The organism is Paraburkholderia atlantica, from assembly GCF_000092885.1.
Lineage (GTDB): Bacteria > Pseudomonadota > Gammaproteobacteria > Burkholderiales > Burkholderiaceae > Paraburkholderia > Paraburkholderia atlantica.
Genome location: NC_014117.1, coordinates 2,103,820 through 2,129,003 on the forward strand (window position 1 = coordinate 2,103,820; position 25,184 = coordinate 2,129,003).

Annotated in this window: 24 protein-coding genes; 8 read left to right on the plus strand and 16 right to left on the minus strand. The window is 64.1% G+C overall.

Features of this window, described 5'->3' with window-relative positions:
- The first annotated feature begins 266 nt into the window (after window positions 1-266).
- The 5 genes from BC1002_RS09375 (at window position 267) to BC1002_RS09395 (ending at window position 7,087) form a co-directional block, all read left to right on the plus strand.
- Window positions 267-1,367 (plus strand): hypothetical protein, encoded by a 1,101-nt coding sequence (locus tag BC1002_RS09375; RefSeq protein WP_013089808.1) that lies wholly within the window; start codon window positions 267-269, stop codon window positions 1,365-1,367.
- A 16-nt stretch (window positions 1,368-1,383) separates the two neighbouring features.
- Complete coding sequence (gene recJ, locus BC1002_RS09380; RefSeq protein ID WP_013089809.1) at window positions 1,384-3,090, plus strand: single-stranded-DNA-specific exonuclease RecJ; 1,707 nt, start codon at window positions 1,384-1,386, stop codon at window positions 3,088-3,090.
- Between the two features lie 110 nt (window positions 3,091-3,200).
- A protein-coding gene (prfB, locus tag BC1002_RS36175; protein ID WP_013089810.1) for a peptide chain release factor 2 occupies window positions 3,201-4,305 on the plus strand; the annotation gives its coding sequence in 2 pieces (ribosomal slippage) (window positions 3,201-3,281 and window positions 3,283-4,305; 1,104 coding nt in all).
- Between the two features lie 135 nt (window positions 4,306-4,440).
- Window positions 4,441-5,997, plus strand: coding sequence for a lysine--tRNA ligase (lysS, locus tag BC1002_RS09390; protein ID WP_013089811.1), 1,557 nt, complete (start codon window positions 4,441-4,443; stop codon window positions 5,995-5,997).
- Between the two features lie 346 nt (window positions 5,998-6,343).
- A complete protein-coding gene (locus BC1002_RS09395) occupies window positions 6,344-7,087 on the plus strand; it encodes a glycine zipper 2TM domain-containing protein (protein WP_013089812.1) in 744 nt (247 codons plus the stop codon).
- Between the two features lie 110 nt (window positions 7,088-7,197).
- On the opposite strand, the gene iscX is transcribed toward BC1002_RS09395, so the two are convergent.
- The 10 genes from iscX to BC1002_RS09445 form a co-directional block, all read right to left on the minus strand.
- Complete coding sequence (gene iscX / locus BC1002_RS09400; RefSeq protein WP_008922031.1) at window positions 7,198-7,395, minus strand: Fe-S cluster assembly protein IscX; 198 nt, start codon at window positions 7,393-7,395, stop codon at window positions 7,198-7,200.
- A 15-nt stretch (window positions 7,396-7,410) separates the two neighbouring features.
- Window positions 7,411-7,752: an ISC system 2Fe-2S type ferredoxin gene (gene fdx, locus BC1002_RS09405; RefSeq protein WP_013089813.1), complete on the minus strand. Its 342-nt coding sequence runs from the start codon at window positions 7,750-7,752 to the stop codon at window positions 7,411-7,413.
- Window positions 7,753-7,884: 132 nt separating this feature from the next.
- Window positions 7,885-9,756 (minus strand): Fe-S protein assembly chaperone HscA, encoded by a 1,872-nt coding sequence (gene hscA, locus BC1002_RS09410; RefSeq protein WP_013089814.1) that lies wholly within the window; start codon window positions 9,754-9,756, stop codon window positions 7,885-7,887.
- A 182-nt stretch (window positions 9,757-9,938) separates the two neighbouring features.
- Complete coding sequence (gene hscB / locus BC1002_RS09415; RefSeq protein ID WP_013089815.1) at window positions 9,939-10,466, minus strand: Fe-S protein assembly co-chaperone HscB; 528 nt, start codon at window positions 10,464-10,466, stop codon at window positions 9,939-9,941.
- Between the two features lie 138 nt (window positions 10,467-10,604).
- The gene (gene iscA / locus BC1002_RS09420; RefSeq protein ID WP_013089816.1) at window positions 10,605-10,928 is read right to left on the minus strand and encodes an iron-sulfur cluster assembly protein IscA; all 324 of its coding nucleotides are present in this window, start codon (window positions 10,926-10,928) and stop codon (window positions 10,605-10,607) included.
- 81 nt (window positions 10,929-11,009) lie between these two features.
- Window positions 11,010-11,423: a Fe-S cluster assembly scaffold IscU gene (iscU, locus tag BC1002_RS09425; protein WP_013089817.1), complete on the minus strand. Its 414-nt coding sequence runs from the start codon at window positions 11,421-11,423 to the stop codon at window positions 11,010-11,012.
- Between the two features lie 72 nt (window positions 11,424-11,495).
- Complete coding sequence (locus BC1002_RS09430) at window positions 11,496-12,719, minus strand: IscS subfamily cysteine desulfurase (protein ID WP_013089818.1); 1,224 nt, start codon at window positions 12,717-12,719, stop codon at window positions 11,496-11,498.
- 83 nt (window positions 12,720-12,802) lie between these two features.
- Window positions 12,803-13,333: a Fe-S cluster assembly transcriptional regulator IscR gene (gene iscR / locus BC1002_RS09435; RefSeq protein WP_013089819.1), complete on the minus strand. Its 531-nt coding sequence runs from the start codon at window positions 13,331-13,333 to the stop codon at window positions 12,803-12,805.
- Between the two features lie 201 nt (window positions 13,334-13,534).
- Window positions 13,535-14,035, minus strand: a complete 501-nt coding sequence (locus BC1002_RS09440; protein ID WP_013089820.1) for a low molecular weight protein-tyrosine-phosphatase — start codon at window positions 14,033-14,035, stop codon at window positions 13,535-13,537.
- 151 nt (window positions 14,036-14,186) lie between these two features.
- The gene (locus BC1002_RS09445; protein WP_013089821.1) at window positions 14,187-14,426 is read right to left on the minus strand and encodes a hypothetical protein; all 240 of its coding nucleotides are present in this window, start codon (window positions 14,424-14,426) and stop codon (window positions 14,187-14,189) included.
- Window positions 14,427-14,700: 274 nt separating this feature from the next.
- Here BC1002_RS09445 and BC1002_RS09450 point away from each other — a divergent pair, with 274 nt between their 5' ends.
- Window positions 14,701-15,195, plus strand: coding sequence for a hypothetical protein (locus BC1002_RS09450; RefSeq protein ID WP_041734376.1), 495 nt, complete (start codon window positions 14,701-14,703; stop codon window positions 15,193-15,195).
- Between the two features lie 90 nt (window positions 15,196-15,285).
- Here the strand turns inward: BC1002_RS09450 and BC1002_RS09455 are convergent, their stop codons facing one another.
- The gene (locus BC1002_RS09455) at window positions 15,286-16,701 is read right to left on the minus strand and encodes a lactate utilization protein B (protein ID WP_013089823.1); all 1,416 of its coding nucleotides are present in this window, start codon (window positions 16,699-16,701) and stop codon (window positions 15,286-15,288) included.
- Between the two features lie 113 nt (window positions 16,702-16,814).
- Window positions 16,815-17,537, minus strand: coding sequence for a (Fe-S)-binding protein (locus BC1002_RS09460; protein ID WP_013089824.1), 723 nt, complete (start codon window positions 17,535-17,537; stop codon window positions 16,815-16,817).
- A 179-nt stretch (window positions 17,538-17,716) separates the two neighbouring features.
- Here BC1002_RS09460 and BC1002_RS09465 point away from each other — a divergent pair, with 179 nt between their 5' ends.
- Window positions 17,717-18,550, plus strand: a complete 834-nt coding sequence (locus tag BC1002_RS09465; protein WP_018435412.1) for an IclR family transcriptional regulator — start codon at window positions 17,717-17,719, stop codon at window positions 18,548-18,550.
- Window positions 18,551-18,702: 152 nt separating this feature from the next.
- Here the strand turns inward: BC1002_RS09465 and pbpG are convergent, their stop codons facing one another.
- Entirely contained in the window at window positions 18,703-19,917 is a 1,215-nt protein-coding gene (pbpG, locus tag BC1002_RS09470; protein ID WP_013089826.1) for a D-alanyl-D-alanine endopeptidase, read from the minus strand.
- A 778-nt stretch (window positions 19,918-20,695) separates the two neighbouring features.
- Here pbpG and BC1002_RS09475 point away from each other — a divergent pair.
- Window positions 20,696-21,271, plus strand: coding sequence for a phasin family protein (locus BC1002_RS09475; RefSeq protein ID WP_013089827.1), 576 nt, complete (start codon window positions 20,696-20,698; stop codon window positions 21,269-21,271).
- A gap of 3 nt (window positions 21,272-21,274) precedes the next feature.
- On the opposite strand, the gene BC1002_RS37685 is transcribed toward BC1002_RS09475, so the two are convergent.
- The 3 genes from BC1002_RS37685 to aceF form a co-directional block, all read right to left on the minus strand.
- Window positions 21,275-21,511, minus strand: coding sequence for a hypothetical protein (locus BC1002_RS37685; protein ID WP_157874660.1), 237 nt, complete (start codon window positions 21,509-21,511; stop codon window positions 21,275-21,277).
- Between the two features lie 82 nt (window positions 21,512-21,593).
- Window positions 21,594-23,360, minus strand: coding sequence for a dihydrolipoyl dehydrogenase (gene lpdA, locus BC1002_RS09480; protein ID WP_013089828.1), 1,767 nt, complete (start codon window positions 23,358-23,360; stop codon window positions 21,594-21,596).
- A 131-nt stretch (window positions 23,361-23,491) separates the two neighbouring features.
- Window positions 23,492-25,174 carry a dihydrolipoyllysine-residue acetyltransferase gene (gene aceF / locus BC1002_RS09485; protein ID WP_013089829.1) on the minus strand — a complete coding sequence of 561 codons (1,683 nt, stop codon included), beginning with the start codon at window positions 25,172-25,174 and terminating at the stop codon, window positions 23,492-23,494.
- Between the last annotated feature and the right edge of the window lie 10 nt (window positions 25,175-25,184).

Genomic DNA, 25,184 nt, shown 5'->3' on the forward strand with positions numbered 1-25,184 from the left:
GGCGGACATCGAGCGTGTGCCGAGCGGCCCGAGCGTCGTGATCGTTGGGCTCGCGGCGGCGCGGATCGTTCCGCGCCCGCGCAGCCGCTGTGCGGCTCCGCCGGCGCATGGAGGCGTGGCGGCACGGCGTGCCGCCCGTGCCTCGTCCAGCGATCAAGCGCGAAGTTTGCCACACAATGCCGCCGGCTCGCGCAAAGCGCATGCCTCGGAACGTCATCGAGAAACCGGCCGTGCTTCGTCGAAATACTCGCACCGTTTGCCCTACAATGCGCAGCATCATGCCTGCCGACCGCCTCCATCTTCTGCTGCCCTTCGCGCTGCCCGCCGCCGCCGACGCCTCCACCGCGCTTCACGACATCCGCAGTCCCGCCCTCGACAGGCTGATCGCGCGCGCGACGCTGATCGAACGCGTGATCGGCGAGGATTTTCAACGCACGCTGCCGCACGAGCGCTGGGTCGCGCGACAATTCGGCGCGCTGCCTGATGGCACGGCCGCCGCCGACGAAGCCCCGCTCGCGCCCTACATGCTGCGCGCCGACGGCGGCGAACCCGGCAGCGCGACGTGGGCCTGCGTGCAGCCGGTGCACGTGCACATCGCGCACGACCACCTGGTGCTGATCGACCCGGCGTCGCTCGATCTGTCGGACGAAGACGCAACCACGCTGCTCGCGCTGGCGCGTCCGCTGATCGAGGAGATTGGCGTACGCATCGAAGCGCCGAAGCCGACCCGCTGGTATCTGTCGAGCGACGCGTTCGGCACGCTCGCGGGCGCGTCGCCGTTGCGCGCGAGCGGCCGCAACATCGAGATCTGGCTGCCGCACGAAGCGCATTCCGGCGAACGCTCGCGCGCATGGATGAAGCTGCAGAACGAAGTGCAGATGGCATGGTTCGAGCATCCGGTCAACGAAGCGCGCGAAGCACGCGGGCTGCCAGCCGTCAACTCGATCTGGTTTCATGCGCAAGGCGCCGCACGGCCCGTGCGCAGTCCGTTCGCGCAGGTGCTCTCCGACGCCGCCGCGACGCGCGGCCTCGCGCTCAGCGCGGGGATCACCCCAGGCGCGCCGCCGGCGTCGTATCGCGAACTGCGCGGTGCAGCCAACGGCAACGGCAGCGGCGCGACACTCGTCGAACTCGATCCATTCTCCGCGCCCTACATCGAACAGGACTGGGCGCGCTGGAACCAGGCATTCGCCGCGCTGCAGACCGACTGGTTCGAGCCCACGCTGGCGGCACTGCAGGCGGGCGAACTCGCGGAGCTCGGCCTCACGCTGTGCGGCGACACCGGCTCGGTGACGCTGACCGTCACGCGCGGCGATCTGCGCAAATTCTGGCGGCGGCGCGTACTGGCCTCGCTTTTCATCGAATGATCCACGGCCCTTCCGCATGACCCGAATCGTTACGCGCCCCTGCTCCCCCGTCGACGCCGAAGTGCTGACCCGCTGCGGCATGCATCCGGTGCTCGCGCGCCTGTACGCATCGCGCGGCGTGTGCCTGCCCGAAGAGGTCGAAACCGGCCTTGCGCGGCTCGTGCCGCCCGCCGACCTGAAGGGCTGCGACGCGGCCGCCGCGCTGCTCGCCGACGCGCTCCAGCAACAGCGCCGCATGCTGGTCGTCGCCGACTACGACTGCGACGGCGCGACCGCCTGCGCGGTCGCGGTGCGCGGACTGCGCATGTTCGGCGCGCGCATCGACTATCTGGTGCCGAACCGCATGGAGCACGGCTACGGACTCACGCCGGACATCGTCGAGCTCGCGGCCCGCAGCGCGGCCGGCAAACCCGATCTGCTGATCACCGTCGACAACGGCATCGCGAGCGTCGACGGCGTCGCAGCCGCCAACACGCTCGGCATCGACGTGCTCGTCACCGACCACCACCTGCCCGGCGACGAGTTGCCCGCCGCGCGCGCGATCGTCAATCCGAACCAGCCGGGCTGCACGTTCCCGAGCAAGTGCCTGGCCGGCGTCGGCGTGATGTTCTACGTGCTGCTCGCGCTGCGCGCCGAACTGCGCCGCCGCGGCGCGTTCGGCGACGCACTGCCCGAACCGCGCCTCGACGGCCTGCTCGATCTGGTCGCGCTCGGCACCGTCGCCGATGTCGTCAAGCTCGACGGCAACAACCGCGTGCTGGTCGCGCAAGGTCTGCAGCGCATCCGCAAGGGTCGCATGCAGCCGGGTATCGCCGCCCTCTTTCGCGCCGCCGCGCGCGATGCGCGCAATGCCTCCGGCTTCGATCTCGGCTTCGCGCTGGGACCGCGCCTGAACGCGGCGGGACGGCTGTCGGACATGTCGCTCGGCATCGAATGCCTGACCACCGACGACGTCGGCCGCGCGTGGGAACTCGCGCAGCAGCTCGACACGATGAACCGCGAGCGCCGCGAAATCGAGGCCGGCATGCAGCAGCAGGCGCTGGACGACCTGTCGACGGTCGACCCCGACGGCGCGACCACGATCACGCTGTTCAATCCGGGCTGGCATCAGGGCGTGATCGGGATCGTCGCGGGACGGCTGAAGGAGAAATTCCACCGGCCGTCGTTCACGTTCGCGCCCGCCGACGACACCGGCGTGCTCGTCAAGGGCTCGGGACGCTCGATCCCGGGCTTCCACCTGCGCGACGCGCTCGATCTGATCTCGAAGCGCGAACCGGACCTGATCGTCAAATTCGGCGGCCACGCGATGGCCGCGGGCCTGACGCTCGCCGCCGCCGACGTGCCGCGCTTCACGGCCGCGTTCGAGGCGGTCGGCCGCGAATGGCTGTCCGCGGAGGCGCTCGCGCGCACCGTCGAAACCGACGGCGAGCTCGAAGACGCGTACTTCACGCCGCAATTCGTCGAGATGCTCGACGCGGCCGTGTGGGGTCAGGGCTTTCCGGCGCCGGTGTTTTCGGGCGAATTCGAGGTCGCCTCGCAGGCGCTCGTGAAGGACAAGCACCTGAAGCTGCAACTGCTGCGTGGCCGCCAGCGCTTCAACGCGATCTGGTTCAATCACACCGATACGCTGCCCGCGCGCACCACCGTCGCCTACCGGCTCGCGAGCGACACATGGAACGGCGTGTCGCGCGTGCAACTGATCGTCGAGCACGCGGTGAGCTGAAATCTTCCGCAAAATCAATCGCGAACACGCGCCGGATCGCCCGCAGGGCTCCGGCGCGGCGTGCCGATCGGCTATAATTTCTCCTTTTTACGAAGCTATAAAAGATCGACATGGAAGCGGAACGTCTCAACGCGATCGAAGCCTCTCTGGCCGACCTGCGCAAGCGCGCGGACGACCTACGGGGGTATCTTTGACTACGACGACAAAGCACTGCGTCTAATCGAAGTCAACCGGGAACTCGAAGACCCGGACGTCTGGAACGATGCGAAGCACGCCCAGGCACTCGGTAAGGAAAAGAAGCTGCTCGACGACACGGTCGGCAAGCTCACGTCGATCACCAACGACGTGAACGACGCGCAAGACCTGTTCGACATGGCGCGCGAAGAAGCCGACGACGAAACGCTGCTCGCCTGTGAAGCCGATGCCCAGGCCATCGAAGCGCGCGTCGCCGACATGGAATTCCGCCGGATGTTCGCGAACCCGGCCGACCCGAACAACGCCTTTCTCGACATCCAGGCCGGCGCCGGCGGCACCGAAGCGTGCGACTGGGCGTCGATGCTGCTGCGCCAATATCTGCGCTACTGCGAGCGCAAGGGCTTCAAGACCGAAGTGCTCGAGCAGACCGAAGGCGACGTCGCCGGCATCAAGAACGCGACGATCAAGATCGAAGGCGAATACGCGTACGGCTTCCTGCGTACCGAAACCGGCGTGCACCGCCTCGTGCGGAAGTCGCCGTTCGACTCGTCGGGCGGTCGTCACACGTCGTTCTCGTCGGTGTTCGTGTACCCGGAAATCGACGACTCGATCGAAGTCGAGATCAACCCGGCCGATCTGCGCATCGACACGTACCGTGCTTCGGGCGCGGGCGGTCAGCACATCAACAAGACCGACTCCGCCGTGCGTATCACGCACATGCCGTCGGGCATCGTCGTGCAGTGCCAGAACGACCGCTCGCAGCACCGCAACCGCGCCGAAGCAATGGCGATGCTGAAGTCGCGACTGTACGAGGCGGAAATTCGCAAACGTCAGGCCGAGCAGGACAAGCTCGAAGCCGGCAAGACCGATGTGGGTTGGGGCCATCAGATCCGCTCGTACGTGCTCGACAACAGCCGCATCAAGGATCTGCGCACCAACGTCGAAATCAGCAACACAAAGAGCGTGCTCGACGGCGATCTCGATCCGTTCATCAGCGCGAGCCTGAAACAGGGCGTCTAAGCGCGCACGGCGCGGCCGCGTTCACCGATCGGGAGCGCGTTTGCTTCGTTTTCCAGTACCGCCTGAGGTTTTTACACTGACTGGCTTCCCGATCCGCGGCGCACGCCGCGGCGGGCCACCGAATACCAAATCATCATGACTGAACCGACCCAGCCGAATGCGGCCCAGCGGAATGCCGCCCAGCCGAATGTCGTGCCCGAAGTGGACGACAACAAGATCATCGCCGAGCGCCGCGAAAAGCTGCGCGAGCTGCGTGAGCAAGGCGTCGCTTATCCGAACGACTTCCGTCCCACGCACCACGCCGAAGATCTGCAGTCGCAGTACGAGCACACCGACAAGGAAGCGCTCGAAGCGAATCCGCTCGAAGTCGCGATCGCCGGCCGCATGATGCTCAAACGCGTGATGGGCAAGGCAAGCTTCGCGACCGTGCGCGACGGCTCGGGTCAGATCCAGTTCTTCATCACCCCGGCCGACGTCGGTCAGGAAACCTACGACGCGTTCAAGAAGTGGGACATGGGCGACATCGTCGCCGCGCGCGGCGTGCTGTTCCGCACCAACAAGGGCGAGCTGTCGGTGCGCTGCACGGAGTTGCGTCTGCTGTCGAAGTCGCTGCGTCCGCTGCCGGACAAGTTCCACGGTCTCGCCGACCAGGAAATGAAGTACCGCCAGCGCTATGTCGATCTGATCGTCACGCCGGAAACGCGCCGTACGTTCGTCGCGCGCACGAAAGCGATTTCGTCGATCCGCAAGTACATGGCCGACGCGAACTTCATGGAAGTCGAAACGCCGATGCTGCATCCGATTCCGGGCGGCGCGGCGGCCAAACCGTTCTCGACGCACCACAACGCGCTCGACATGCAGATGTTCCTGCGCATCGCGCCGGAGCTGTATCTGAAGCGTCTGGTGGTGGGCGGCTTCGAGCGTGTGTTCGAGATCAATCGTAACTTCCGCAACGAGGGCGTGTCCGTGCGCCACAACCCGGAATTCACGATGATCGAGTTCTACGCGGCCTACACCGACTACAAGTGGCTGATGGACTTCACCGAGCAGCTGATCCGCCAGGCCGCGATCGATGCGCTCGGCACGGCCACCATCACTTACCAAGGCCGCGAACTCGATCTGTCGAAGCCGTTCCATCGTCTCACGATCACGCAGGCGATCCAGAAGTACGCGCCGCAATACACGAACGAGCAACTCGCCGACACTACGTTCCTGCGCGCCGAACTGAAGAAGTTCGGCGTCGATGCCTCGCAGCCGCAGTTCCTGAATGCGGGCGTCGGCTCCCTGCAATTGGCGCTGTTCGAAGAGACCGCCGAGTCGCAATTGTGGGAGCCGACCTACATCATCGACTATCCGATCGAGGTGTCGCCGCTCGCGCGCGCGTCGGACAAGGTGGCAGGCATTACCGAGCGCTTCGAGCTGTTCATTACCGGCCGCGAAATCGCCAACGGTTTCTCTGAGCTGAACGATCCGGAAGATCAGGCCGCGCGCTTCAAGAAGCAGGTCGACCAGAAGGACGCCGGCGACGAGGAAGCAATGTTCTACGACGCGGACTACATCCGCGCGCTCGAATACGGCATGCCGCCGGCGGGCGGCTGCGGTATCGGCATCGACCGTCTGGTGATGATGCTGACCGATAGCCCGAGCATTCGCGATGTGATTCTGTTCCCGCATCTGCGTCGTGAAGATTGAGCGACGCTGAGCGCGAGTAGCCGTTCCACTTCGCGTGCAATGTGATGGTTTTGAACAACGCCCGGTCGAGCCGGGCGTTTTTTATGCGCCCGTTTTCGCTTGCCGGGACCGTTTTCTGCTATCGATCGTTTTGTAACCGGCGGTAAAAGCTGCTCCATCGCACGCAAGTCGCCGTGATCGCGACAGCCTTAAAGGCTTGCGGACACCAAGGCGCGCCGCGTAGAGGCCACCGGCCCACGCCCCCAGGCCGCCATCGAGCCGGTTACAAATCGAAACGTCGCCCGGATCGAATTGCCCGACACTCAGTCTCATAACGAGTCGGCTCTGTCAGAAACGGAGGCCCCATATGGATACCCCTACTCATCAATCCACGCAGCCGCGTCGTCTTCATCCGTTGATCGCGGTTGCCGCCGGCGCGGTGCTCGTCGCAAGTCTCGTCGCTACCGCCGCGATCACCGGCGTGTTCCCCAAGGCGTCGGGCAACGGCGCACAGAACGATCAGACACAGGCCGCGCAGGTCAGCACGCAAGTGCCGGGCGTCGTCGATTCGGCCGCGCCGGTCAATCCATCCGCGCAACAGCAGCAGGTTCAGGCTCAGCCAGCGGCGCAGCCAGCGCCGGCCCCCGCTCCGGTGCAGCAACAACAATATGCGCAGCAGCAACAGGCGCAAGCCGCGCCGCAGTCGCAGTACGCGCAACAACCCGAGCCGCAAGCGGCGCCGCAGTATGCGCAGCAGCCGGCGCCACGAGCCGCTCATTGCTCGAATTGCGGCACCGTCGTCGCGATCTCGGCGGTTCGGCATGAAGGACATGGCACCGGAATTGGCGCGGTCGGCGGCGCGGTGGCCGGTGGCGTCGTCGGCAATCAGTTCGGGGCCGGCAGCGGGCGTACCGCGATGACGCTGCTCGGCGCGCTCGGCGGCGGGTTGGCCGGCAACTCGGTCGAAAAACATCTGCGCAGCACGACGTCGTATTCGGTGCGCGTGCGCATGGAAGACGGCAAGACGCGCTACTTCACGTATCACGAGGCCCCGCCGTTCCACGACGGCGAGCGCGTGCGCGTGCAGAACGGCGGCCTCGTCGCCGACTGAAATCGGCCGCTCCACCTCGCGCTCTAGTCTCGTCAACGCAGCCAAGAAAAAGGCGATTCCATCGGAATCGCCTTTTCTTTGCAGTTCAATGAACCGGTTCGAACGCGCGTTCAATAATCCGCGTCTTCGATCCACGCCGCCTGAATCGCTTCGAGAATCTTTTCGCTCGAGCGGTTCGGATCGTCGTCGAAGCCTTCGAGCTCCATCACCCAGCGATGCAGGTCGGTGAAACGCACCTGCTGCGGATCGACATCCTGATGCTTGTCGGTCAGAGCCATCGCGATTTCTTGCGTATCGGTCCACTTCATGGCGGCGCCCTCCTGTTAGTGGTTTTCCTTCGCGTGATTGATCGAGTAACGCGGAATTTCGACGACCAGATCCTGCTCGTCCGGCATGATCGCTTGACAAGACAGGCGCGAAGCCGGTTCGAGCCCCCATGCCTTGTCCAACAGATCGTCCTCGTCTTCCTCGGACGGCGTCAAGGCGGCGAAACCCTCACGCACGATCACGTGACAGGTCGTGCATGCGCACGACTTCTCGCACGCATGCTCGATTTCGATACCGTTATCGAGCAGGTTGTCGCAGATGCTCTTGCCGGGAACGGCGTCGATCACCGCGCCTTCCGGGCACAGTTCGACGTGAGGCAGCACAACGATTTGAGGCATACAGTTTCCGTTTGGGTCTGAGGCACGGCGTGCAGGCTCCGTACCATTTTACTGGCGTCGCGCGGACGTTTTAAGTCCACGCGGCGCGCTCCGGTGATTCGTGCGACGTGCGCAGTTCGTCCGTTCGTCCGCTCAGATCTCGTCGAGCTTGCGGCCCGACAGCGCGCGGCGAATTCCCTTGTTCATGCGGCGCGCGGCGAATTCGTCGGTGCCTTCGGCGAGCGCCTTCGTCGCGGCTTCGATCGCGCCGACGTCCTCGCCCGGCGCGACGTTGCGCAGCGCGGCGAGCAGCGCGTCGAGTTCGGCGCGTTCGCTATCGTCGAGCAGTTCGGCGTCGGCGGCGAGCGCCGCGTCGGTCGCTTCGACGAGACGCTGCCCTTCGACCTGCGCCTCGCGCAGAGCGCGCGCCCGCATATCGATTTCAGCGGTCGAAAAGCTGGCTTCGAGCATGCGCGCGATGTCGTCATCGGCGAGTCCATACGAAGGCTTCACGACGACCGACGCCTCCACGCCCGACGCGAGTTCGCGCGCGAACACGGACAGCAGGCCGTCGGCGTCGACCTGATAGGTCACGCGAATGCGCGCGGCGCCCGCGGCCATCGGCGGAATACCGCGCAGCTCGAAGCGCGCGAGCGAACGGCAATCGCTGACGAGCTCGCGCTCGCCCTGGACGACGTGAATCGCCATCGCGGTCTGGCCGTCCTTGAAGGTCGTGAAATCCTGCGCGCGCGCGACTGGAATCGTCGAGTTGCGCGGAATGATCTTCTCGGTGAGACCACCCATCGTCTCGACGCCGAGCGACAGTGGAATCACGTCGAGCAGCAGCCACTCGTCGCCTTCCGCGCCGCGGTTGCCGGCCAGCAGATCGGCCTGGATCGCGGCGCCGAGCGCGACGACCTGATCCGGATCGAGATTCACGAGCGGCGCCTGGCCGAAGAACGCCTCGACCGCGCGGCGGATCACCGGCATGCGCGTCGCGCCGCCAACCAGCACGACACCCTTGATCTCTTTCGTGGTGACTTTCGCGTCGCGCAGCGCCTTTTTCGTCGGGCCCAGCGTGCGTTGCACCAGCTCGGCCGTGATGGACTCGAAAGTGGTTTCGTCGATCGTCAGATCGAGCGCGGTGCCGTTGGCAAGCGTGAGCTTGAGGTCAGCCTTCGGCGCGCTCGACAACGCCTCCTTGGCCTCGCGCACGCTATCGAGCAGCAGGCGCACGTCGTGCGGTGCGAGCGTCTGCGGCGCGATGCCGGCCTGTTCGAGCACATGGCGGTACAGCGCATGGTCGAAGTCGTCGCCGCCGAGCGCGGAATCGCCACCCGCCGCGAGCACTTCGAACACGCCCTTGGTGAGCTTCAGGATCGACAGGTCGAAGGTGCCGCCGCCGAGGTCATAGACCGCGTACAGACCTTCGGCGCCGTTGTCGAGACCGTAGGCAATCGCGGCCGCGGTCGGTTCGTTCAGCAGACGCAGCACGTTCAGCCCGGCGAGGCGCGCGGCGTCTTTCGTCGCCTGGCGCTGCGCTTCGTCGAAGTATGCGGGCACCGTGATCACCGCGCCGACCAGTTCGTCGCCGAGCGTGTCTTCGGCGCGCTGGCGCAGCGTCGCGAGAATTTCAGCCGATACTTCCACCGGGCTCTTCACGCCGTCCACAGTACGGATCTGCACCATGCCGGGTGCGTCGATGAAGTCGTACGGCGCGTTTTCGGCGCCCTCCACCTCGGCCTTGCCGCGGCCCATGAAGCGCTTGACCGACACGATCGTGTTGCGCGGGTCGCTGGCGGCCTCGGCCTTCGCCCGGCGGCCGATGCGACGGCCGCCCTGTTCCAGGTAGCGCACCACCGAGGGCAGCAGCACGTGCCCGTCTTCGTCGGGCAGCACATCGGGCAGGCCGCTGCGCACGGCGGCGACGAGGGAGTTGGTGGTGCCGAGATCGATACCGACCGCCAGACGCCGCTGGTGAGGCGCCGGCGCCATGCCGGGTTCGGAGATTTGCAGTAAGGCCATCTGGATCTTCTCGGGGACGTTGTGCCCCGTCCTGAATGTTCGCGTTGCTGGGGGTGATGCCACGGCTCGCGGCCGCTCTGGTTTTTGTTTGTCGCTTGCTACATCGCTGCCTACCGGTGCTGCTTCGGCATGTCGCTGTTTGCCGGCGCCGCACATTTTTGCGCGCGCCGCGAGAAATCGCGCTAGCCTTCGAGCCGCTCGATCTGCGCGCCGATTTCCGACGCGACGCGCTCGATGAACATCATCTGCCGCACCGCCTCGGCCGCCGCCTGATTCGCGCCGCTATCGAGCGATGCGCCGAGCTTGTCGAAGCGCTGACGTTCCTCGTCGCGCAACTCGATGAGCAGCGCGTCGAGCGCGTCGACGTTCTTCGCTGCTGCCGCGTCCTCGATGTTCTCGCGCCACTCCATCTGCTGCATCAAAAACGCGGGCTCCATTGCCGTGTTGTTCTCCGCGCCGACGTTGATGCCGCGCAGCGACAGCAGATAGGTCGCGCGCTTGAGCGGATCGCGCAGCGTCTGATACGCCTCGTTCGCGCGCGTCGCCCATTGCATCGCGATACGCTTTTGCGCATCGCCGGCCGCCGCGAAGCGATCCGGATGCACCTGCGCCTGCACGGTGCGATACGCGTGATCGAGCGTGGCCGCGTCGAGCGCGAATTGCGCCGGCAGACCAAACAGGTCGAAGTGGCTGTCGTTCAGCGAGGCCATCGAATCAAAGTCCATTGATGAAAACGTGGTGTGGCAACGTTGGGCCGTGTCAGGCGTGAGCGCTTCACGCGAGCCCGGATCAAACTAAAAAGGCGGCCCGCGCCGCCTTTGATCCGCCGCACGCGGAAAGTAACGAATCTAGACGCGGAACGACTCGCCGCAGCCGCATTCGTCTTTCACGTTCGGGTTGTTGAACTTGAAGCCTTCGTTCAGCCCTTCGCGCGCGAAGTCCAGCTGCGTGCCGTCGATATACGCGAGACTCTTCGGGTCGACGACAACCTTCACGCCGCCTGTCTCGAATACCTGATCTTCCGGCGCGAGTTCGTCCACGTACTCGAGCTTGTAGGCGAGGCCCGAGCAACCGGTGGTGCGCACGCCAACGCGCAACCCGATGCCTTTACCTCGGCGGGTCAGATACTTCTGGACGTGCTGTGCTGCCTTTTCGGTCAACGTAATTGCCATAACGTTTCTCAGTTGCCAGAGTGCGCGGCGCGCGGGTCCGCGTCGCGCTCACCGGTTGCTTCGTTCTTACCTTGTTGCTGCTCAGGCGGCCTTGCCGTCTTCGGCAACCGCTGCTTCGCCGTGGCGCTGCTTGTAGTCGGCGACCGCTGCCTTGATCGCGTCTTCCGCGAGGATCGAGCAGTGAATCTTCACCGGCGGCAGTGCCAGTTCTTCGGCGATCTGCGTGTTCTTGATCGACATGGCCTGGTCGAGCGTCTTGCCCTTCACCCATTCGGTGACGAGCGAGCTCGACGCGATGGCCGAGCCGCAGCCGTACGTCTTGAACTTCGCGTCTTCGATGATGCCGTCCGCACCAACGCGGATCTGCAGCTTCATCACGTCGCCGCAGGCCGGCGCACCGACCATGCCGGTACCGACCGTGTCGTCGTCCTTCGCGAAGGAACCGACGTTGCGCGGGTTTTCGTAGTGGTCGAGGACCTTGTCGCTATAAGCCATGATTACACTCCTTGATTCGTTTCAACCTGCAATCCGATGAACGTTCGGTGTCGGTTTCGTTCAGCGGGCGCGTCAGTGCGCGGCCCACTGGATGGTCGACAGATCGATCCCGTCCTTGTGCATTTCCCACAGCGGCGACAAATCGCGTAGCTTGGAAATCTTCGTCTTCAGCAGGTTGATCACGTAGTCGATTTCCTGCTCGGTCGTGAAGCGTCCCACCGTGAAGCGGATCGAGCTGTGCGCCAGTTCGTCGTTGCGGCCAAGCGCGCGCAGCACGTACGACGGCTCCAGCGACGCCGACGTGCACGCCGAGCCCGACGACACCGCGACGTCTTTCACCGCCATGATCAGCGATTCGCCTTCGACGAAATTGAAGCTGATGTTCAGGTTGTGCGGCACACGCTGTTCCATGTCGCCGTTCACATACACTTCCTCGATTTCCGACAGGCCTTTGAGCAGCCGGTCACGCAGCATGCGGATGCGCTCGTTTTCGGTCGCCATCTCTTCACGCGCGATACGGAACGCTTCGCCCATGCCGACGATCTGGTGCGTAGCGAGCGTACCCGAACGCATACCGCGCTCGTGGCCGCCGCCGTGCATCTGCGCCTCGATACGAATACGCGGCTTGCGACGCACGTACAGCGCGCCGATGCCCTTCGGACCGTAGGTCTTGTGGGCCGAGAACGACATCAGGTCGACCTTCAGCTTCTGCAGATCGATCTGGATCTTGCCAGTGGCCTGCGCCGCGTCGACGTGGAAAATGATGCTCTTTTCACGCGTGATCTCTCCGATCGCCTCGATGTCCTGGATTACGCCGATCTCGTTGTTGACCGACATCACCGACACCAGAATCGTATCCGGGCGCAGCGCCGCCTTGAATGCGTCGAGGTCGATCAGACCGTCGTCCTTGACATCCAGATAGGTAACTTCGAAGCCTTCGCGCTCGAGCTCACGAGTGGTGTCGAGCACGGCCTTGTGCTCGGTCTTCACCGTGACAATGTGCTTGCCCTTGCTCTTGTAGAAGTGCGCGGCACCTTTCAGGGCGAGATTGTCCGACTCAGTCGCACCCGAGGTCCAGATGATTTCGCGCGGATCGGCGTTCACGAGCGCGGCGACCTGTTCGCGCGCTTCCTCGACCGCGCGCTCGGCGTTCCAGCCATAAGCGTGGCTGCGCGACGCGGGGTTGCCGAACTGCTCGCGCAGATACGGAATCATCTTGTCCACCACACGCGGATCGATCGGCGTCGTGGCGCTGTAGTCCATGTAGATGGGCAGATGGAGAGAGTCGTTGTTCATCAATTGCTCCGGGGACGTCATGTGCTCTGGCTTCGGGATTCGATATGGGGCTGCGGCGGAAGATTTCTATTGCGTGCCGCGCTTCACGAACCGGCCATGTTGAAAACGGAATTGGGACCCTTGGGCGCCACGCGGACAGGTTCGACCGCCGGCGCGTCGCTGCGCCTGTCGCGCAGCACCGCCGGCGCGCCTTCGCGCGAACGCTGCTGGTCGACCAGATCCTTTAGCGAAACCGAATCGAGGTATTCGACCATTTTCTGGTTCAGCGTCGACCATAGCTCATGCGTCATGCAGTGGCCATCGTGCTGCTTGGTGCCTTCGCACGTGCCCTTGCCGCCGCACTGGGTGGCGTCGAGCGGCTCGTCGACCGCGATGATGATGTCGGCCACCGTCACCTCTTCGGCACGACGCGCGAGATTGTAGCCACCGCCCGGTCCGCGCACGGACTCGACGATTTCATGACGGCGCAGCTTGCCAAACAGCTGCTCGAGATATGACAGGGAGATGTGTTGGCGCTGGCTGATACCCGCAAGCGTCACCGGGCCCTGCTCCTGGCGCAGCGCCAGGTCGATCATCGCCGTGACGGCGAAACGGCCTTTCGTGGTGAGTCTCATATGATGTGGGAACCGCAATTCTCGACAAGTTTTGTCAAGTATAAATACATGACCGATTTAGTCAAGTATGGGCGGTAAATTTTGTGTCATCTGCTTAATTGATCGCCAGACTTCGACGCGGCGCGAGCGTGTGCGGGGCACGCAGGATGTGTGCAGCGTTTCCCGCCTGGTGAGTCGCCCGCGTTCTTCATTTTTGGGCAGTTAACTAGCGAGCAACTGCGGGCGTAACGCGGCGATCAGCCCGCGGCATGCTGCTTCGCACTGATCGAGCACCAACTCGAAGCCTTCCGCGCCGCCGAAATATGGATCGACCACTTCTCGCGCGCCGCTCCAGCGGCCATCCGACTCCGGCACGAACTCCATCAGCAGACGGATCTTGTCACGCTGCGCAGGCGGGCACAGGTGACGCAACGCGGCGACGTTGCGGTCGTCCATTGCAATCAGCAGATCGAAGCGCTCGAAGTCCGCGACCGTGATCTGGCGGCCGCGCAGCGCGTCGAGCGCATAGCCGCGCTGGCGCGCCGCGTGTTGTGCGCGCTCGTCGGGCGCTGCGCCGATGTGCCAATCGCCGGTGCCGGCCGAATCGATCAGAATGCGGTCCGCGAGCTTCGCCTCGTCGACCAGATGACGCATCACGCCCTCCGCCGTCGGTGAACGGCAGATATTCCCGAGGCAAACGAAACAGATAGACACGGTTTTCATCTGGGATTCTTCGACGCTCTGGGCGCCGCGCGTAAGGTCGTCAGACAGTCAGCCGACTGCGCCGCGATTATACAAACCTGGACGGATTCGCGCCGAGCGTGGTACGGCCGCGCGAGCGCAACCGCCGTCCGTCGCGGTCCGCCGCGCCTGCTTACGACGCCTCGGCGAGCGGCGTCGCCGTCGCGGCAGGCATCGGTTTGGCCGGCAATGCCGACGCCGTGTCGATCATGCCGTATGACACCGCGCGGGCGAGTTCGGCGGTCAGATGGCTGGCGTCGAGCGGCATCTGCGAGGCGCGCGAAGAGGTTTGACCGTTGACGTGCAGATAGGCGAGCACCGCGAGCGATGCAACGATGGCTAAAGGCCAGTACACAGATATTGTCTTTTTCATGATGTGTTTTCCAATTAGGGGCGCATGAGCTTGAGGCGCACTATGCCTAGTCGAAATCCTATAGGAATTCACAATCAGGAAAAACCCGCGCGCGCGAGATAGATCGTTGCTCGAAATGGAACAGTCAATTGACGGCTCTTTCGGAAACATGGGCAACCGCTGGCACGAAAAAGAAGACCTTACAAACTCATACAAAAGCGGCGCGACGGAAAGCGATAATGATGGTCTTATTCTTACACCTACATTTCTTTGCACCTGCAACTGGTCCTACAAAATGAAACGCATTGCACCTCTCGCTGGCCTCGTGGCCGCCGCGCTGCTCGGCGGCTGCGCGGTCTATCCGGACGGCACGCCGATGTACGGCAACGGATACGGCGCCTATAGCGGCTATGACGGTTACGCGCCCGGCGCCGCGGTCGTGCCACAAACCAATGTGTACCTCGGCTACAGCGATTACGGTCCGGGACGCTACTACGGCCCGCCGCCGGGCTATGGCTATCGCGGTCATCCGGGCGACAACGACTGGCATCACGGCAATCACGGCAACGATCGTGGCAATAACGGCGGGGGCGCGGGGCAACCGCACGGCGGCCCGCCGCCGCAGGGCGCAGCGGGCGGTCCGCGCGGGCCTGGCGGCGCCAATGGCGGCCCGCAACCCGGCGCAGGCGGGCCGCCTCCCGTACAGCCGCAAGCAGGCAACGGCGGACGAGGCACCGACTGGGTGAGAAACGCGCCCGCCCGTCGCGCGGGGCAACCGACGGAACATTGAGGACCGTCCGGCGCTGAGCTAAGCCCGCCCGCGCCCACGGTGACGGCTACGCGAGCGCGCGGCTGTCAAACCGCTCCCACTGCCGCCCGGTCAGCCAATATGGCTGCGTTGTGCTGCATACAGCTCGCGGAACGTACGACCCACCGGCGCCGGCATGTCGCGCGTATCGGTCCACCCCGCGCCGCCGAGCGGCAGTTTTGCGATCGACCGATTGTGCCCACCCATGCGCTCCAGCACTCGCACGGCGAGTTTCGTAACGAGCGCATAGGCATCCGGATGCAGGGCGAGCCAACCCCACAGCGCCAACCCGGCGCGCTCCTTCCACGGCCGCAGGTGTCGCTCCGTCTGCTTTTCGCGCAGCTTGCGTAACAGATCGGACAACGGGATTCCGACCGGGCACACGCTATTGCATTCGCCGCACAAGGTTGCTGCTTGTGGCAAATCGAGCGCCTTGTCGATACCGACATAGCTCGGCGTCAGCACCGAGCCCATCGGCCCCGGATACACCCACCCATACGCATGGCCGCCGACCTTCTGATACACCGGGCAATGATTCATACACGCGCCGCAGCGGATGCAGCGAAGCATCTCCTGAAAGTCGCCGCCGATCAGCCCAGTGCGGCCACCGTCGACGAGCACCACGTACATATGCTCCGGCCCGTCCTGATCGCCCGCGCCGCGCGGCCCGGTCAGCATCGAAAAATAGTTCGAGGTAGCCTGGCCGGTTGCTGAACGCGGCAGCAGGCGCATCGCGGTCGCGAGATCCTCGAGCGTCGGCAGCACCTTCTCGATGCCGGTGACAGCGACATGCACGCGCGGCATCACCGTGCACATGCCTTCGTTGCCCTCGTTGGTCACGACCGCCACCGACCCCGTTTCCGCGATGACGAAATTGCCGCCCGTCACGCCCATGTCCGCGCTCAGAAAATGCGGCCGCAGCATCTCGCGCGCCTCGCGTGTCATGTCGGGAATCTCGGTGAGCCGCGGCCGGCCGTGGGTCTTCGCGAACAGATCGGCGATCTCGTCCTTATCCTTGTGAACCACCGGCGCGATGATGTGGCTCGGCGGCTCGTTGTCGTTGATCTGCAGGATGTATTCGCCGAGATCGGTTTCGATCGACTGCACGCCCATCTGCCCCAGCACCTCGTTCAGGCGCATTTCTTCGGTGACCATCGACTTGGTCTTGATCACCTTCTTCACGTCGTGCTTGCGCGCGATGTCGCCAACGAGCCGCGCAGCCTCCTGCGTCGTTTCCGCGAACAGCACCGTCACGCCGCGCCGGGTCGCCTCGCGCTCGAAGGTTTCGAGCCACACGTCGAGATTTTCGAGCGCGCGATTGCGACGCTCCTTGAGCGCCGCACGGGTCGCGGGAAAGTCGATCGCGGTGATTGCGCTCGCGCGCGCCGATACGAACTTCGTGGACAGCTTGGTCAGGTTCTGCTGCAGGCGCTGGTCGGCAAGTTTCTGACCGGCGCGAGCCTTGAACTGCATCGATTGGACTTGCATGGCGGCCCTGATGAGATCGGATTGAAACGCGCGCGCCCTATCCGCGCGCGACGCAATGCGTGACAGACGAAAGAAACGTGACGCGAACAATGACCGTGTTCGCCGCGCTGGGATTACACGTCGCCGGCCAGCACCTGCGCGATATGCAGCACGCGCGTCGTGGAGTCGCCTTGGCGGCGCAGCCGCCCTTCGATATTCAACATGCAGCCGAGGTCGCCGAGCACGACCGTACCGGCACCGCTCGCGGCGATGTTGGCGCACTTTTCGTCGACGATCGCGGTCGAGATATCGCCGTACTTGACCGCGAACGTGCCGCCGAAGCCGCAGCAATGCTCGCAGCCGTTCATTTCGGTGACCGCGACGCCGACCTGCGCGAGCAGTTCGCGCGGCTGCGCCTTGACGCCCAGTTCCCGCAGGCCCGAACAGGAGTCGTGATAGGTCACCTGTCCCGCGAACTCGCCCGGTTGCAACCGCACCTTCGCGACGTTTACGAGGAACTCCGTCAGTTCGAACACCTTGCCGCGCAGGCGGCCGAAACGGTTCATCAGTTCAGGATCGTCGCGAAACAGGTCGCCGTAGTGCGCGCGGATCATGCCGCCGCATGAGCCCGACGGCACCACCACATAGTCGAACTGTTCGAACTCGCGCAGCGTTTTCTCGGCGAGTTCGCGCGCGAGCCGGCGATCTCCAGAGTTGTACGCGGGTTGCCCGCAACAGGTTTGGGCGGGTGGCACCACGACCTCGAAACCGGCGCCTTCAATCAGCTTGATGACCGAAAAACCGATTTCGGGACGCATCAGGTCGATCAGGCACGTGACGAACAATCCGACTCGCATGAGCCCTCCTTCCGGGAAACGTCCCTGATTATCCGCTGTTTGCCGGTGCAATACCAACGGCCGGAAGGCATAGGAAGCACGTCGCGTTGGATTGGAAGCGCGCCTCGAAGCGCGTTCGCTTTTTTCACAATACGAGATACAATCAGTTTTCGCTGTTTGACGCGTCCACCGATTCTCATATGAGCGATACGAACCCGGATCCCAAAACCTCGATCCAGGTGATCGAACGCATGATGCGCCTGCTCGACGCACTGGCTGCACATAGCGACCCGGTCAGCCTGAAAGAACTGGCCCTCCGCACGGAGCTGCATCCGTCCACCGCGCACCGCATCCTGAACGATATGGTGATGTGCCGGCTGGTCGACCGTTCGGACCCCGGCACCTACCGGCTCGGCATGCGCCTGCTCGAACTCGGCAATCTCGTCAAGGCGCGCCTGTCCGTGCGCGACGCGGCGCTCACGCCGATGCGCGAGTTGCACCGTCAGACCGGGCAGACCGTGAACCTGTCGGTGCGTCAGGGCGACGAAATCGTCTATATCGAACGCGCGTATTCGGAGCGCTCCGGCATGCAGGTGGTGCGGGCGATCGGCGGGCGCGCGCCGCTCCATCTGACCTCGGTCGGCAAGCTGTTCCTCGCCGCCGACGAAGCCACCCGCGTGCGCGCCTATGCCACCCGCACCGGTCTGTCGGGCCATACGCAGAACAGCATCACCGACCTCGCGAAACTCGAGCGCGAGCTGTCGCATGTGCGCCAGCAGGCCTGCGCGCGCGACAACGAGGAACTGGAGTTGGGCGTGCGCTGCATCGCCGCCGGCATCTACGACGACACGGGCAAGCTGGTCGCGGGGCTGTCGCTGTCGGCGCCGGCCGATCGTTTGCAGGATTCGTGGCTCGGGCAGTTGAGCCAGACCGCGTTGATGATTTCTGAGTCGCTAGGCTACCGGCCACAGGCGCAGCAGGATCATTCGCACGGCTCTCATGGGTCGCACAGTTCGCACGGCCAGCATTCGTAGGTCGCACGTACAGCGGTCGCCTGGCCGCAGTTGTACTTCCGCTCGCGCCCCCGTCGACGCCAAACGAAAAAAGCCTCGCATCTGCGAGGCTTTTTCTTTGCACGATAACTGCAGCCGGCCCGAATCCGATCGGCTGACTAATCGTTCCCGCTTCAGGTACCCGGACCGCCAGCATCGGCGCTCGTGATACGCGGCTGGTCGCCGCCGTTGTCGATCCATGTACGCAGACGCGTCGCATCGGCAAAACGCGAGTACTTGCCCGACGAATCGAGCAGCACCAGGATCATCGGCCGGCCGTGGATGGTCGCCTGCATCACGAGACACTCGCCCGCTTCGTTGATGAAGCCGGTCTTCTGCAGACCGATGTCCCACGTCGGGTTGCGCACCAGCGCGTTCGTGCTGTTGTACGCGAGCGTGCGCTTGCCGGTGTACACCTCGTAGCTGTGATCGGTCGAGAACTTGCGGATCAGCGGATACTGATACGCCGCGTTGACCATCTTCACGAGATCGCGCGCGCTCGACACGTTCATGCTCGTCAGACCGGTCGGGTTCTCGAAGTGCGTGTCGTTCATGCCGAGCTGCTTGGCCTTCGCGTTCATCGCCGCGAGAAACGCCGGACGGCCACCCGGGTAATACCGCGACAGCGCCGCCGCCGCGCGGTTTTCCGACGCCATCAGCGCGATGTGCAGCATGTCTTCACGCGACAGCACCGAGCCCACCGCCAAACGCGAACCGGTGTTCTTCTCGTAGTCGCGGTCTTCGTCGGTGACTTCGATCTGGTCGGTCATCGGCTCTTTCGAATCGAGCACCACCATCGCGGTCATCAGCTTGGTGATCGATGCGATCGGTACCACGGCACGCGAGTTCTTGTCGAACAGCGTCTCGCCGCTGTTCTGGTCGATCACGTAGGCGACGCTCGATCGCAGCATCAGCGCGTCCGGCGTCTCGTGCAAACCAAAGGCCTGGCCGACGCTCGGCTGGCGCGGCTCGTACGCCACGCGTCGCATCACCGAATGGTGCCGGCCGTTCGCCGCGAACGTCACGCGCTTGCGTTTGACGCTGGCGCGCGGCGCATCATCATCCGCGGCAGCGGCTTTCACGGCCTCGCCCTTGCCGGCTTTCGCTGCCTCAGCCTTGCCGGCTTTCGCCGCACGGCTCGACACCTTTTCGGTGGCGGCCGCTTGCGCCGGCTTTTTGGCGGTTTTTGCGTGCTTGGAAGTTTTTGCGGGTGCAGCAGACGTAGCTGCAAAAGTGCTGACAGGCGTAGCGAGCGCCGCTGCGACGGCCAGCGAGACGGCCACCGACAGAGCGGTGCTGCGCGCCGCGCCGTGGAGCACTTTTAGCGACGAAAACATGTCGGTTTTCATGGGTGTTCGATAGGGAGCGGCGAGAGGTTTCCGCAAGTGTAGTAAAGCAACGAAAAATTAGCAATTTGAAGCACTTATACGCGGTCCTTAAACCGGCTTGTCAGCTCCGATCGCGAAAACACAAATAAGTGCCGCACCTCGATCAAAAAAAACGATCGTCGCCAGCTAGCCTCGCCATTGCTGCCGCCCAGCCCAACCGAGCAGATCCTTGCAGGATAACGGCAATTTTGAGAAAACCTTGATCCGGGAAATACTGTCACAGCATCGGCGGAGATTACTGCGCCGCGCCATGAAGGCGTTGCGAGCGTGCGACAAACTTTTAAGTGTCTGACGAAGTCGCTAACGCGCGTTCGACTACCTTCGTTCCTTAACGTTCCTTGTCATCGTCTGGTTTACATCGAATTGATGATGATCGGTTTTTCAGGGGCGAATCGCAGCGATGCTACCCCTCTCGGGCCCGGAGAAAGGCTTGACGCGGAAAAATAATTTCTCGACCGCCTCTTAAGGAGGACGTTTATCTGGCACCAGCGAGGTGCAGTGGCCCAGTCGTTCCGCGTCATATTAATGACATGCCTACTGCATAAGCTCTTGTTTTATCGGCGTTTTCTTAACATTGTGCGACGCACAAAAAATGCTTGACATTCTTTGCGACCATCCTAAAATGGGAACCATTGCTGCGATGCACAATACATCGCTGTCCAGGCGGACGATCAATCGGCGTCTTGCCACCCACCCAATGCGGTCCGCACAGACCGGCCGCGATCCAGGAGCGTAAACCATGACTCTGCTGACCCCTGAGCAATTCGCCGCAGCCCAGAAAGCCAACTTCGAAACCCTGTTCGGCCTGACGACCAAAGCATTTGAAGGCGTCGAAAAGCTGGTTGAGCTGAACCTGCAAGTTGTGAAGTCGACGCTCGCCGAAAGCCAGGAAAATGCCCAACGCGCGCTGTCCGTGAAGGACGCGCAGGAACTGCTGGCGCTGCAAGCAAGCCTCGCGCAGCCGGTGGCTGAAAAGGCGCTGTCGTATGGCCGCCACGTGTACGAAATCGTTTCGGCAACGCAAGGTGAATTCACCCGCGTCGCGGAAGCGCAATTCGAAGAGCAAAACCGCAAGGTTCAGGCGCTCGTCGAAAACGTCGCCAAGAACGCACCGGCTGGTTCGGAAACCGCTGTCGCCGTGATGAAGTCGGCTATTACCGCCGCCAACACCACGTACGAAACGGTCCACAAGGCAACCCGCCAGGCCGTCGAAATCGCCGAAAGCAACTTCAATGCAGCGGCAACGGCCGCTTCGAAGGCAGCTTCGCAAGCCGCCGCGCAAGCATCGCGCGCTGCCGCCAAGAAGGCAGTCTAAGCTTCACGCATGAACACGCCAGGCTTTCCGCCCGGCGTCGTCGTCTTTCACGCCGGCCCAGCCTACGCGCTGCGCCGGCGTTCTCGCAAGCAACAGCGTCGTGCCGTTGCCGCTTATACGGTTTGATGGGCCGAACGCTCCGATACGTTGCAATGACGTATCGTTTGCCCGGCCGCCAAGCCGGGATTTTTTTGCCCGCCTGGCGGCCGTCACGAAAACAGAAACGGCGCGCTCCGACATGGAGCGCGCCGTTTTTCTTTGTGGTACGGCTTGACCCACTTCGGCAGGCCCGCATGTCGCCATGCAGGCCCCTCGCACCGTCTTACTTTTTCTTGACGGGCGGCAGATCGGTACAGACGCCTTCATACAACTCGGCCGCCATGCCGATCGATTCGCCGAGGGTCGGATGCGGATGGATCGTCTTGCCGATATCCGTGGCGTCCGCGCCCATCTCGATCGCGAGACAGACTTCGCTGATCAGGTCGCCCGCGTTCAGACCGACGATACCGCCGCCGATCACGCGATGCGTCTCCTCATCGAACAGCAGCTTCGTGAAGCCTTCGTCGCGGCCGTTGGCGATCGCGCGGCCCGACGCGGCCCACGGAAACACCGCCTTGCCGAACTTGATGCCTTCGGCTTTCAGCTGGTCTTCCGTCTTGCCGGCCCATGCCACCTCCGGATCGGTGTAAGCCACCGACGGAATCTGCATCGCGTCGAAGTACGCCTTCTCGCCATGCGCGGCTTCCGCCGCGACGTGGCCTTCGTGCACGGCCTTGTGCGCGAGCATCGGCTGACCGACGATATCGCCGATCGCGAAGATGTGCGGCACGTTCGTGCGCTGCTGATTGTCGACTTCGATGTAGCCGCGATCCGTCACCGCGACACCGGCCTTTTCCGCGCCGATGCGCTTGCCGTTCGGCGAACGGCCCACGGCCACCAGCACGAGGTCATAGCGTTGCGGCTCGGCCGGCGCCTTCTCGCCCTCGAACGACACGTAAATACCGTCGTCCTTCGCTTCGGCCGCGGTGGTCTTGGTCTTCAGCATCACGTTGGCGAAACGCTTGCTGTTGTACTTCTCCCAGACCTTGACCAGATCGCGGTCCGCGCCGGTCATCAGGCCTTCGAGCATTTCGACGACGTCGATCTGCGAGCCGAGCGTCGAGTACACGGTGGCCATTTCGAGACCGATGATGCCGCCGCCGATCACCAGCATGCGCTGCGGAATCTGGCGCAGTTCGAGCGCGCCGGTCGAATCGACGACCCGCGGATCTTCCGGAATGAACGGCAGCTTCACCGCTTCCGAGCCCGCGGCGATGATCGCCTGCTTGAACTTGACGACCTTCTTGCCGCCCTCGGTCTGCACTTCCATGTGATTCGGATCGACGAACGCGCCGGTGCCGGTCACCACTTCGACCTTGCGCATCTTGGCCATGCCGGCGAGACCGCCAGTCAGCTTCTTGACCACGCCCGATTTGAAATCGCGCAGCTTGTCGAGGTCGATCTGCGGCTTGCCGAACGTGATGCCGTGCGACGCGAGATCGGCTGCTTCGTCGATGACGAGCGCGGTGTGCAGCAGCGCCTTCGACGGGATACAACCAACGTTCAGACATACGCCGCCGAGCGTCGGATAACGCTCGACCAGCACGGTCTTCATGCCGAGGTCGGCGGAGCGGAATGCGGCCGAATAACCGCCGGGGCCCGAACCGAGCACGAGCATGTCGCACTCGATGTCGGCGCTGCCCGAATAGCTGCCGGCCTGCGGCGCCGGTGCGGCGGCCTTCGGCGCGGCAGGCGCCGGCGCCGCCTTTTCCGGTTCCTTCGCTGCCGGCGCGGCCGCGGCCGCGCCGCCCGCCGCGGCCTCGACGAGCGCGATCACCGTGCCCTGCGAAACCTTGTCGCCCGGCTTGATGCGCACTTCCTTGACGGTGCCGGCGGTATCGCTCGGCACTTCCATCGACGCCTTGTCGGATTCGAGCGTCAGCAGCGACTGCTCCTGCTCGATGACGTCACCCGGCTTGATGTTGACTTCGATGACGTCGACGTCCTTGAAGTCACCGATGTCCGGCACTTTTACTTCGACGAGACTCATGGTGTCCCCTTCTCTTATTGATCGATGATGAGCGGCGCATTCGGCGCGCACGGCGCACGCGAACGCGCGGACGGCGCGACGCGGATCGGTCGGAACCCTCCGCGCCCGCGCCGGCGGACCTCACCAGCCGGTCAAAGAATCACACGCCGGAAATCGGCAAGAATCGAACCGAGGTATGCGTTGAAGCGCGCGGCTTCCGCTCCGTCGATCACGCGATGGTCGTACGACAGCGACAGCGGCATGGTCAGGCGCGGCTCGAACTGCTTGCCGTCCCACACCGGCTTCATCGCGCTGCGCGACAGGCCGAGAATCGCGACTTCAGGCGCATTGATGATCGGCGTGAAGTGCGTGCCGCCGATACCGCCCAGCGACGAGATCGAGAAGCAGCCACCCTGCATCTGGTCCGGCTTCAGCTTGCCTTCGCGCGCGGCCTTCGACAGGTCGGCCATTTCCTTCGCGATGTCGACGAGACCCTTCTTGTCCGCGTCGCGAATCACCGGAACGACGAGGCCGTTCGGCGTGTCCGCGGCAAAACCGATGTGGTAGTACTGCTTGAACACCAGGTTGTCGCCGTCGAGGCTCGCGTTGAAGGTCGGAAATTTCTTCAGGGCCGCCACGCAGGCCTTGATCACGAACGCGAGCATCGTGAACTTGACGCCCGCCTTTTCGTGTTCCTTGTTCAGCTTCACGCGCAGCGCTTCGAGCTCGGTGATGTCCGCTTCGTCGTTGTTTGTGACGTGCGGGATCATGACCCAGTTGCGATGCAGGTTCGCGCCCGAGATCTTCTTGATGCGCGACAGCGGCTTCGGATCGATCGGACCGAACTTCGTGAAGTCGACCTTCGGCCACGGCAGCAGATTCAGTTCGCCACCGCCGGCGGCCGGCGCGGCGGCTCCTGCCGGCGCCGCGCGCTGGCCGGTCATCACGCCCTTCACGAACGCGGTCACGTCGGCCTGCGTAATGCGGCCCTTCGGACCCGTGCCCTTCACCTGGCTCACGTCGACGCCGAGTTCGCGCGCGAACTTGCGCACCGACGGCGAAGCGTGGCTCGGATGACGCGTGCCGCCTTCGCCCGCCGGGATCAGCGGCGCCTGCGCGAGCGCGGACGGCGCGGCCGGTGCCGGGCTCGGCGTGGCCGGTGCGTCGGACGGCTTTTCAGTTGGCGCCTTCACGGCCGGTGCCGGCGCGGGTGCCGCGGCAGCGCCGCCTTCCGCTTCGATCACGACGATGACCGAGCCTTCCGACACGTTATCGCCAACCTTGACCTTCACTTCCTTGACGACGCCGGCGGCCGAGCTGGGCACGTCCATCGTCGCCTTGTCGGATTCGAGCGTGACGAGCGACTGTTCCTTCTCGACGCGGTCGCCGACCTTCACCGCGATCTCGATCACGGGAACGTCTTTGTAGTCGCCGATATCCGGCACCTTGATTTCCTGCACGCCGCCGCCTGCCGCCGCAGGTGCGGGTGCGGGTGCGGGTGCGGGTGCGGGTGCGGGTGCCGCAGCGGGAGCCGCCGCCGGTGCCGGTGCGGGCGCTGGAGCCGCCGCCGGCGCGGGCGCCGCGGCAGCCGCGTTGGCGCCTTCCAGCACGACGATCAGCGTGCCTTCGGACACCGCATCGCCGACCTTGACCTTCACTTCCTTGACGACGCCGTCAGCCGAGCTCGGCACGTCCATCGTCGCCTTGTCGGATTCCAGCGTAACGAGCGATTGCTCTTTTTCGACGGTGTCACCCGCCTTTACCAGCACCTCGATCACAGGGACGTCCTTGTAATCGCCGATGTCCGGCACCTTGACTTCGATCGCTTGACTCATTGTTAGTGTC